This window comes from Okeania sp. SIO1H4, assembly GCF_010672695.1.
GTDB lineage: Bacteria > Cyanobacteriota > Cyanobacteriia > Cyanobacteriales > Microcoleaceae > Okeania > Okeania hirsuta.
In genome coordinates, this window is record NZ_JAAHGB010000122.1 from 1 (window position 1) to 10,587 (window position 10,587).

Annotated in this window: 9 protein-coding genes and 1 pseudogene; 5 read left to right on the forward strand and 5 right to left on the reverse strand. The window is 35.9% G+C overall.

The annotated features are described in order from the left end of the window. Window positions 1–189 precede the first annotated feature (189 nt). Window positions 190–660 carry a hypothetical protein gene (locus F6K06_RS32300; RefSeq protein WP_287244910.1) on the forward strand — a complete coding sequence of 157 codons (471 nt, stop codon included), beginning with the start codon at window positions 190–192 and terminating at the stop codon, window positions 658–660. A gap of 446 nt (window positions 661–1,106) precedes the next feature. Beyond that, window positions 1,107–1,880 (forward strand): class II aldolase/adducin family protein, encoded by a 774-nt coding sequence (locus F6K06_RS32305; RefSeq protein ID WP_287244913.1) that lies wholly within the window; start codon window positions 1,107–1,109, stop codon window positions 1,878–1,880. 54 nt (window positions 1,881–1,934) lie between these two features. Here F6K06_RS32305 and F6K06_RS32310 read toward each other — a convergent pair whose 3' ends face one another. Then, the gene (locus F6K06_RS32310; protein ID WP_287244916.1) at window positions 1,935–2,867 is read right to left on the reverse strand and encodes a glyoxylate/hydroxypyruvate reductase A; all 933 of its coding nucleotides are present in this window, start codon (window positions 2,865–2,867) and stop codon (window positions 1,935–1,937) included. Between the two features lie 16 nt (window positions 2,868–2,883). On the opposite strand from F6K06_RS32310, the gene F6K06_RS32315 reads away from it, so the two are divergent. Continuing rightward, entirely contained in the window at window positions 2,884–4,086 is a 1,203-nt protein-coding gene (locus F6K06_RS32315) for an LL-diaminopimelate aminotransferase (protein WP_287244917.1), read from the forward strand. A 435-nt stretch (window positions 4,087–4,521) separates the two neighbouring features. Then, window positions 4,522–5,022: a GNAT family N-acetyltransferase gene (locus tag F6K06_RS32320; protein WP_287244920.1), complete on the forward strand. Its 501-nt coding sequence runs from the start codon at window positions 4,522–4,524 to the stop codon at window positions 5,020–5,022. Window positions 5,023–5,086: 64 nt separating this feature from the next. On the opposite strand, the gene F6K06_RS32325 is transcribed toward F6K06_RS32320, so the two are convergent. Further along, window positions 5,087–5,746: a restriction endonuclease gene (locus tag F6K06_RS32325; protein ID WP_287244922.1), complete on the reverse strand. Its 660-nt coding sequence runs from the start codon at window positions 5,744–5,746 to the stop codon at window positions 5,087–5,089. Window positions 5,747–5,764: 18 nt separating this feature from the next. Further along, window positions 5,765–6,937, reverse strand: coding sequence for a DNA cytosine methyltransferase (locus tag F6K06_RS32330; protein WP_124147720.1), 1,173 nt, complete (start codon window positions 6,935–6,937; stop codon window positions 5,765–5,767). A 600-nt stretch (window positions 6,938–7,537) separates the two neighbouring features. Between F6K06_RS32330 and F6K06_RS32335 the strand changes: the two genes are divergently transcribed. Next, a complete protein-coding gene (locus F6K06_RS32335; protein WP_287244924.1) occupies window positions 7,538–7,702 on the forward strand; it encodes a hypothetical protein in 165 nt (54 codons plus the stop codon). Window positions 7,703–8,665: 963 nt separating this feature from the next. Here the strand turns inward: F6K06_RS32335 and hpnJ are convergent. Both hpnJ and F6K06_RS32345 read right to left on the reverse strand, forming a co-directional pair. Continuing rightward, complete coding sequence (gene hpnJ, locus F6K06_RS32340) at window positions 8,666–10,099, reverse strand: hopanoid biosynthesis associated radical SAM protein HpnJ (protein WP_124147138.1); 1,434 nt, start codon at window positions 10,097–10,099, stop codon at window positions 8,666–8,668. A 274-nt stretch (window positions 10,100–10,373) separates the two neighbouring features. Then, a pseudogene (locus F6K06_RS32345) lies at window positions 10,374–10,587 on the reverse strand (hypothetical protein); the annotation flags it as partial.

A 10,587-nucleotide genomic window follows, 5' to 3' on the forward strand; every position in this document is an offset into this window, starting at 1 on the left:
ATTCGACCCGTAAACATACAGGCTCGATGAGGCAACTGGGGCAAATGAAGCGCTCAAAATCTCAAAGTGCGGACTTTGTTGACGGGGACTTAGAAACCCCGTCCGTCTACACGGCGGGGTAGTTCATTTCAATCAGCAAATCTAGAAAGAAATGCTTACGACTTATTATGGTCAATGCACGGCTTTTATATGATTCCACGCCAGGATTTGGCGGTTGTATTGAAAAAGTGTGCTAGTTTGCTGAAGGATACCGGAGTTGGATTTATTGCTTTGGCTACTCGTAAGTCTTTTTACGTCGATTTCTACGAGCAATACCTACAAATTTTCAAAGAGGGAAAAGGTGAAGGATTTACTTCTGCTGAAGATGTCATAGAGAGTCTGGATGAATGTGGGATTCAGCATCAAATCCATCGGATATTCTATGAAGAGCCAATCAAAGCTGATGACCATGCAGCATTAGAGCATTATATCAAACATGAGGCAACAGTGAACTGCTTTAACAAGGATAAGGAAACAGAACAGTTATCTGAATCGCACGAGATTACCTTGGAAGAATTACTGTCTTATCCAGAGATGGAACAATACCTCAATTCATTGCTCAGAAACTCGGTTTATTATTTTCCTGAAGAGGTTTTGCTGATTTCCTTTAATGCTAATTAACATAGGTGTAACTATAGCAGTTTTCAGCCTCGTGAGGTACATTAATGATCCCCCTCCCGTCCCCCTTGGGAAGGGGGAAGCCAGAGGATGCTGCGCTTTTTGTTAAACGGGGGTTAGGGGGGATCGAAAGAACTGTACCTCACGCTTCTTGAGAAATGCTATATCAACAGGACTTACGCATAAGGTACGAAAAACAGGGATTTGAGATTGCTTCCCTATCGGTCGCAATGACGGAAATACGTTGTGCTGCGTAAGTCCTAATCAATACAAGTATGACAAAAAAATAAGGTCTCAAGCCTCCCCTTGGCTGCGCCACTAGCTGTCGCTCTACAAGGGGATGAAAAAAATAAACTTCAGTATTTCAAGCCTCCTACGTCATTAGGAGGTACTGATAGCATAGCTCCTCCGTTAGGAGGCTAACTGATAACTGATAACTGTTAACTCAAATGAGCATTACTAAAACCAGAGAAACTTTAGCTAAATCCTGCCCTGAGAATGAACAAGAGTTGCGCATAGAACTCGCTGCTGCTTACCGCTTGGTTAACTACTACGGGATGACGGAGACGATCCATAGCCATATTTCGGTGCGTATTCAGGAGGAACCAGCTATATTCCTAATCAATCCCTATGGTCTGCTTTTCGATGAGATATGTGCATCAAATCTAGTGCGAGTTGATGTTAATGGCAACAAAATTGATGCTACAGATGCTGACGTAAATCCGCCAGGATTTACCATCCATAGCGCCATTCATCTAGGTTGTCCTAATGCTCATGCAATCGCCCATACCCATACAGTGAGTGGCATGGCTGTTGCTGCGATGGAAGAAGGTTTGTTGCCACTTAACCAAGCTTCCATGGAATTCTATAATCGTGTTGCGTACCATGATTATGAGGGTATATCACTAGACCTTGATGAGCGGGAACGAATTGTTGCATCTTTAGGAGCAAAGAAATCTTTAATTATGCGGAATCACGGGCTTTTAACTGTGGGTAGAACGGTTGCTGAAGCATTTTACTATATGTACAACCTGAATAAGGCGTGTGAAATCCAAGTCAACGTGCTAGGTACTGGAACTCAGCCAATTATACCACCACCTGATATTTGCGAACATACAGCCTGCCAGTTTGAGGAACCAACTTTCCATAAACAGGAGGTTGCCAAGGTATGGGCAGCTAATTGTCGTTTGCTCGATCGCCTTGATCCTTCATATCGTAATTAGTAGAGGGAGTGCGAGCATCTTGCTCGCTTGTCTAACCATTAACCAGATTTGATATTAGTAACCTTGTTCACAATTTACCACATTCTGCAAAGGAAGACCATCACGAAGGCAACAAATAGCATCTACAATTGGTTTTGTCCAGTATTCAGAATCAGTTTGAGTTGCGACATGGGGTGTTATTGTAATTTGAGGGTGTGACCAAAATGGATGATTTTCAGGCAAAGGTTCCTGAGAGAAAACATCCAGACAAGCACCTGAAAGTTGACCTGAATCTAATACTTCTAATAAATCTTTTTCTACTAAGTGTTGCCCTCTTGCAACATTAATCAAATAACCTCCTTTAGGCATGGCTGAAAATATTTCACCATTAAGAATCCCTTCTGTTTCTCTAGTTAAGGGAAGTAAACAAACCAGGACACGACATTTACTCAAGCAAAGTTTTAATTGGTCTGGTCCATGAAAACACTCTATACCATCAATGTTCTTTGGTGTCCGACTCCAACCGCGAATTGGAAAACCAAGAGTATTGAGTTTCTGAGCAGCATCTTTTCCCAGAACACCAAGACCTAAAATTCCTATCGTACAGGAACTGGTTTCTGGTAAAGGTAAAGGTTCCCAATGTTGCGCTTTTTGAAATGTTTGATATTGAAATTCTTGTCTGTGAAAACGAAGAACAGCTAATAAGATGTATTCAGTCATTCTTGATGTCAGACAAGGTTCAACAATACGAACAATGGGCACATTTTGGGGAAGATGAGGGTCTCTTAAAATCTCTTCTACTCCCGCTCCCAGGGAAATAATTCCCTTAAGGTTCGGAAATTTTTCCATTATTCCTAGAGGAGGTTTCCATGTTAATATGGCTTCTATTTTCTCTGGGTTCTCTACTTCTGGCCAGAACTGGATATCAATATCTGGAATATTTGCCTTGAGTTCTGTAACGAATAATTCCAGATTTTCAGCTTCATAAATTATAAGTATTGAAAACATAACCAAAATCCTAAATATGACTACAACAAATCCAAATCTGAATCAATTGTTTACTTCTGATACCTTCGCCGATATGATTAAAAACAAATTAATTAAAACGGTTGAAAACTATCAAGTATCTAATCCCCAAAAAGAAATATACATGATGGCGTGGGGAGACACAACTCATCCCATACCATCAAAAGTTGTTGAAGCTTTAGTTGATGCTGCAACGAAGTTAGGTCATCAATCAACTTATACAGGATATGGGGAATTTGATGGGAATATTAAACTAAGAGAAGCTATCTGTCACAATTACTATAAACCTCGTGGAATTAATCTAAAACCAGAGGAAATTTTTGTGAGTGATGGTGCCCAGTCAGGTACTTTTGGTATTCAGGAACTCTTTGGTTTAGATAATATTATTGCCCTACAAGACCCGATTTATCCTCCATATTTAGAAGCAAATTTGTTGGCAGGTAGAAATAATATTATTTATCTAGAGTGCAATGATAAAAATAATTTTGTGCCGGATATTCCTGAGTCAAAGGTAGATGTAATTTATCTCTGTTTTCCTAATAATCCAACAGGAGGAGTTGCTACTAAAGAACAACTAAAAGCTTTTGTTGACTATGCCAGAAGTTACAAGTCTGTCATTATTTTTGATGCTGTTTATAGTGCTTTTATTACCGATCCGAATATTCCTAGAAGTATTTATGAAATAGAAGGAGCGACTGAATGTGCGATTGAAGTGGGTAGTTTTTCTAAAACGGCTGGATTTTCTGGATTAAGATTAGGTTGGTCTGTAGTTCCTGTTGACTTAACTATTAAAAGCACTGTAGCAGGAGAGTTGACCGAAATGTTTAGAATTAGTCAATCTATCAGGTTTTGGGGTGCTTCTAATTTAGCACAACAAGGAGGAATTGCTGTTTTGTCGGAACAGTGTCAAAAAGAATGTCAAGAAATTGTTAAGTACTACCTAGAAAATGCGAGAATTCTCAAGGAAGGTTTAGAAGCTTTTGGACTGAACTGTTTTGGTGGTACTAATAATCCTTATATATGGGTAAAAGGAGCGGAGGGAATGAGTTCTTGGGATGTTTTTAACGAACTATTATTTAAAGCAGGGGTTGTTGGTGTACCCGGTTCATTGTTTGGTTCGAGTGGAGAAGGTTTTTTACGCCTAAGCACTTTGGGTCGTCGGGAAGATATGGAAAAAGCTAGTTGTATACTTGCGGGATGATTCGATCATTTAGATTAATAAATTCCAAAATCTCTGTTTTTGAACCCATGATTTTTGAATTAATTTGGCAATAATTAAAGGAAACAGAGGAATTATCAGCATTAAAAAATCTCGAAAAATTAAGGTATAAAGCCTCTCAATTAATGGGGAAAAAAGAAAAAAAAATCCTTGAGGAAAATCCTCTTATTTATAAAAATAGATAATTTTTAATTGTTAATTATTAATTGTTTGACTTAGAAAAATTGCTATCTAATCCAGAAATGAAACAACACTTAAAATCTCTGATTAGCAACTCTGTTTATTGCTTTGATCAGGAGATTTTGTTGATTTCATTTCATCGTTAAATTAAAGCAATAAATAGATAGTTTTATGGATGAAAGAATATGATTAGAGCAAGAACATAAAGCAACAGACTCAAAGTTTTTTTTTGCTTCTATGACAAATAGTCATCTTAAAAACTTAATCAAGCTGGATCAAGACCAAAGTTTAATAGATTTACTAGGTTGGAATACATTCTTTAAACCTGACGAGACAGAAGAATTTATAGAGGCAATTTCAAGTTACGCTTTCCCCTATTCTCGAAAAAGTCAGCCTATACCATTTGGAATTTATCTAAACCCAGACAATTTCCCCATTGGATATGTAGTATTAAAAGGCTTGAATATGGATGTGTTGACTGCTGAAATTGGTATAGCAATTCTGGATGAAAAATACAGAAATAAAGGCTATGGAACCCTAGCATTAAAACGACTAATTATTTATGCATTTCAGGAATTACATATTCAAACAATTGGAGCTGCAATTTTGTTATCAAATAAAGCCTCAATTAATATGTTTAAGAATCTCGGATTTGTAGTTACAGAAATTATGTATAAATCATGGCCGATGCCTAATGGAGATTTAGCAGATATGGTATTCATGGAATTGACAAAATAGGGCAATGCTTATCTGAACAGTATTTGCGCTAGAGAAATTTTCTGCTACGATACTGACCTTTCAATTAATTCAGAATATTTTCTACTCCAACTACATTTCCTATTACTGCCTGCTCAATAATTCTTCTATATTGTAATCTCCATTGCAAAGCATTTGAGATAGTAATATAACCCTGTTGTGGAGGTTGTTTAATTATTCTCTCAGCTAAAATTTCACGCCCTATTTCATCTAAAGGAAGATTACGGTCTTCCAAAAATCCTATTACATCATCTTGATTACCATTACGACTAATAATTTCTATTAAACCCCGTGTAGTTTGATAATCTCCTGTTCTTTCTTTGGCTACAAATATTGCATTTTGAATATTCAAACTTGCTGCTTGTAATTCAGGATTATCTATTTTTTCATACACAAAAACAAGTAGATTATAACCTAATCCATAAACTTTTTGACTAGCATCTCGAAACGGACAAGATGATTGTGGTTGTCGTATAGATGTTACCTTTAAATCTACTTCTAATTCAGGAAAATCTATGCCACTAGCTGCACTACCTGGAGTATATAAATACTTCGTTCTTAAATAATTATTGAATGCTTGTTCTACATAAGTTCCGACTGCTTTACCATCGGTAATACCATACAAATCAAGAATTGGAGTAATACTTAAATCTCTAACAAAAATTGCTGCCTCAGTTTTAAATAGTGGTAGGGTAAGTTTTTTCATATATTGATAAATATTGAATTAAAATAATGTTAACTGTTGCCAAGTTTGATGCTTAAACTTAAAATTTTGTTGACCTATTCTTTTGCCTATCCATTCTACACAATCAGGCACAACTGAATTACCATATAAAGCATATTGATTGTAAATTTTAGCAACTCGACACCAATTATCAGGAAATCCCATTAAACGAGCATATTCAATATTAGTTAAACGGCGAAATTTATTACCGACTTGATATCTTTCATAATGTCTAGAAGTAGAAGCGGTTAATGTGGAAGTAACGCCATTAATGCCAAATATTGTATAGCCAAGACGCGCTCCTCCTCCTTGGTTATATAATATTTCCACGCCATTACAATATCTATTTACAGTTTTGCTCTGTTTAATTCTTTCTAGGGTATCAGAAGTAAAGTCAAATTGTGGATTTATTTCTGATTCATCTTGGAGAATATCTTTGAGTTTTTTTCTGGGTTTTACATCAGGCATTAAAGGTAAAGATTGACTGTACATTTTGTTTTGATAAGCAATCCCCCAGTGATAATTTTTACTCCTGAAATTAATAATAGGCTCCATATATTTTTCTATTTCGCTATTGTCATTCCCTGGTAAATTATCAAGATCATTATCTGTTAAAAATACAGAAAGCTTTTCTAGATCAGGAGTCTTTTGTATAGATTTAATCCAAGTACCAAAAATAAAAATTCGGTCTCGGTTCTGGGGAATACCAAAATTTATCGGGTTAATAATTCTCCATTCAATAAAATAGTCTAAAGAAGCAAGAGCATTTAAAATAATTCGGAAATGATACCCTTTTTCCATGGTCAAGATTCTTTTAACATTTTCTAATAAAAAATATTTGGGTTTTTTAGCTTGGATTATTTCAACAATTCGTTGAAAAAGTGTTCCTCTGACTCTATCTCTAATTCCCATTTTTTTACCTGCTTGACTAAATGGTTGACAGGGAAATCCTGCTGTTAAAATATCGTGTTCTGGAATTTCTGATAAATTAATTTTATTAATATCGTCTAATACTATAGAACCACTACTAAAATTACTTTGATAAATTTGACAACAAAGTTCACTAATATCATTAGCCCAAATAGTGTCAATATTTGCAGCTTTCATTCCCAAGCGAAAACCACCTATTCCAGCAAATAATTCTATGGCTTTTAGTTTGTTAGTTTGAGTCAATTTATTATTTCCTTAATCTATAATAATATTTTAGGGCGTTAGTGAATTTAGCTATGATTTTCGTGTTTAGGGAATAGGGAATAGGTAGGGACGTTGCATGCAACTTCCCTACAGACCTTGATTACGGTTCGCCTAAATATCTTAATTCTTATGTTGATTCACCAACGCCTATTTTGGTACATTGTAATAATTTTGCAAGATAAATTCTATGTCAACCAAAAACGCCAACTGTTGGATAGAAAAGCTTGGACTTAAAAAATATCCAGAAGGAGGGTATTAGAAAGAGACTTATGGTTGAAATTAATTATTTGTGCCTTTCTGAAATTATATATTCAAAGAATCGGAGCTGTAATCTTGTTATCAAACAACAGGTTAATGAATATGTTTAAAAATCTCGGTTTTGTAGTTAGAGAGATTATGTATAAATCATGGCCTATGCCTAATGGAGAGCTAGCAGATATGGTATTGATGGAATTGAAAAATGATAGTATTACAGCCTGGAAATAGGAAGAAGAAACAACTTATGAATAAATATGATGACATTCTATATTGATAGCAAAGCTCCTCTGTTTGCGAAGCATTCCGAAGGAAAAGAGGCACTTGCGCGACGACAATATAGTGGTATCGGTACATCAAGTAATTCTGAGTATAGGAATAGTTAATTGTATATATTTTAATCCCAAAACCGAAGTATTTTGGATAATAGATTATCGTATTTACGACCCAGATAGTGACAATAAAACTCAAATAGATCATGTTGAATAAATAATATTTAATGTGGTCAAAAAGAAGAAATTACTATTTAAAACTGTATTAATGGATAGTTGGTATGCAACACAAAGATTAATGGCATTGATAGATAACCTAGGAAAAAATTATTATTGTCCCTTACAAGGTAAATCGCGTACGTAGATGACACTGGTGGTGTAGAAAAATATAAAAAAATTGCTGAATTAAGCTGGAATGAATCAGAAAAAATATCAGGTAAAATAATTAAAATTAAAGGTTTTCCAAGGAATAAAAAAGCGAGTGCGTAATTCTGAGGTCTCCTCAGAATGTAAGACGCACTCAAGACAGTCAAGCTTTCTGGGTAAATGTTTCTACCAACACAGCAGAATATATTGCTACTAATGACGAGAGCTAATGCAGTAAAGATGATGTAGAATTTGAATCTCAAACCAGATAGAAAATCGAATAATTTCACGCCATAATTAAGCAATTAACAGGCCTAGGTTCCTGTCAATGTCGTCTGAGAAAAATCCAAATAAATCATATTGCTTGTGCTATGTTGGTTTGGAATCATTTGAAAAAAATGGCAAACATTCTGGGAAAAACTATTTATCAACTAAAACATCAATTATTATCTAAATATCTAGTATCTGAACTCAAATATGCTGCAATTAAAATGACGGTTATTTAAGTTTTTATGGATAGAGATAGAATCAGAAATACTGGGCGATCGCTGAAAAAAATTATAGCGTTAGCGGAGCTTTGCGTCAGCAATCGCTCTATTTACTATGCGCTATATATAGTGTCTTTGCGTAAGTCCTGACTATATGAGGTTTTATGAAGCAGCGTAGTTTAGATAGAGGTTATCGACCTGGAATCGTACTAATTGATGCTGGTGCGTGGTAACAACACAGCATTTCTGAAAAAATTAGAAGAAAGAAAATTAGAATAAAGCTTTGACTGAGAAACAGGTAGATTAATCTGACTTCTTTTAGCCAATTAATGACTCGCTGCTCTCTGATGACGTTCTCTCAGATAAGAAAGAAATTCTTTACCTTCACGCAAACGACGCACTAACATTTGCGGGTCTGCTAGCATTTCACCAACTATAGGAATAATTGACTTGGGTCTAAAATAAAACCGACGATACATCTGCTCAACTCCATCTTCAATTTCACTACCTGACAAATTAGGATACTGTAACGATGACATCTGAATTCCAGAATTAGCAACCAAAGCATCGCCAGTAAACCAACCATTTTCCTGAGCTTGACTATATAATTCTGTTCCAGGGTAGGGGGAAGCGATCGAGACTTGAATTGTATGGGGGTTTACTTCACAAGCAAAACGGATAGTCTCCTCAATAGTTTCCCTACTCTCATTGGGTAAACCGAGAATAAAAGCTCCATGAACTTTAATCCCCAACTTATGGCAATTTTCCATAAATTTGCGGGCGACTTCTAACTTAATTCCTTTCTTGACTCCATCCAAAATTTGTTGATTTCCAGATTCAAAACCTACCAACAGCAAACGCAGACCGTTATTTTTCAATTCTTTAAGAGTATCGTAATCTAAATTTCCACGAGCATTACAACTCCAGGTTAGCTTCAGTCGTTTCAAATGTTCGCTAATAGCGATCGCTCGTTTTTTATCAATAGTAAAGGTATCGTCATCAAAAAAGTATTCTCGCACAGAGCTGCCCCAAATAGCTTTTGCTTCTGCCATTTCTTGCCCTACTGCTTCGGGACTTTTAGCCCGGTATTGATGTCCGCCAATAGTTTGTGGCCACAAACAGAAAGTACATTTAGCAGGGCAACCACGACCTGTATATAAGGAGATGTAGGGATCGAGTAAATAACCAATTAGATATTTACGAATATCTAGATGTTCTGCATAAACCGGAAAAACACTAGGCATTGTATCCCAGTCGTGAATCAATTCTCGTTCTGGTGTATGGTGAATATTGCCTTGAGAATCATGGAAACTCAACCCTTTAATTTCTGCAAAAGATTTTCCTTCGGATAATTCTTTGCAGGTATAATCAAATTCGTTGCGACAGACAAAATCAATAATTGGATTATCTTTAAGAGTTTCTTCAGGCAAAACTGCCACATGAGCGCCAACAAAACCTACTTGTGTCTCAGGGTTTTGAGTTTTAATTGCCTCTGCACATTTAACATCATTGGGGAGGGAAGGGGTACTGGTGTACATAATTACCAGTTCATAATCTTTAGCAATTTTCAGCACATCTTCCACTGTTTGGTTATGGGGAGGAGCGTCTACCAATTTACTTCCAGGAACTAGAGCAGCAGGTTGAGCTAACCAAGTGGGATACCAGAAAGAAGTAATTTCCCGTTTTGCTTGGTATCTAGCTCCGGCACCTCCATCAAAACCATCAAAGGAAGGGGGATTTAAAAATAGAGTTTTTTTCATGTTGAATAGTAGACTTTATAATATACAGGGATATTTTGGAGAACATTTCTACGTTTTCTTTTTATACCATAAGTACACGAGCTACGGAGGAGTCAGTCATCAGGAGTCAGGAGGAAAAAAGAAGAAAGTTTTTTATTACACTATTCAGCGGATATGATATAAGTCCTATATTTATTGGACTTTGGACAAAAAAAGTTAGCGTAATATTTACACTAACTACTGAAATTAAGATTTAAAGACCGAATTCATACTGGAATTATCTTTGTTTTTGAAATTATTTATCATCCTGAAAATCATAGGATGGGTCTGGTTCAATTTCTCCACCGAAACAGATATCTAAATAACTTTCTTGAAGGGAATAAACAACTCTCTCCAACTCATCAATAAGATTCCTTCGAGTCATTTTTTCAACTGCATCAATATGAGCTTCACTTCCCCCTTTTCCTAAATACTTATATTTAGTTTTTTTCTGACTATCAGTAGCCATA

Bases quoted from the DNA above. Each gene is read 5' to 3' on its own strand.
- F6K06_RS32315 (WP_287244917.1), top strand. From the start codon at position 2,884: ATGACTACAACAAATCCAAATCTGAATCAATTGTTTACTTCTGATACC.
- F6K06_RS32320 (WP_287244920.1), top strand. From the start codon at position 4,522: ATGACAAATAGTCATCTTAAAAACTTAATCAAGCTGGATCAAGACCAA.
- F6K06_RS32325 (WP_287244922.1), bottom strand. From the start codon at position 5,746: ATGAAAAAACTTACCCTACCACTATTTAAAACTGAGGCAGCAATTTTT.
- hpnJ (WP_124147138.1), bottom strand. From the start codon at position 10,099: ATGAAAAAAACTCTATTTTTAAATCCCCCTTCCTTTGATGGTTTTGAT.
- F6K06_RS32300 (WP_287244910.1), top strand. From the start codon at position 190: ATGATTCCACGCCAGGATTTGGCGGTTGTATTGAAAAAGTGTGCTAGT.
- F6K06_RS32305 (WP_287244913.1), top strand. From the start codon at position 1,107: ATGAGCATTACTAAAACCAGAGAAACTTTAGCTAAATCCTGCCCTGAG.
- F6K06_RS32310 (WP_287244916.1), bottom strand. From the start codon at position 2,867: ATGTTTTCAATACTTATAATTTATGAAGCTGAAAATCTGGAATTATTC.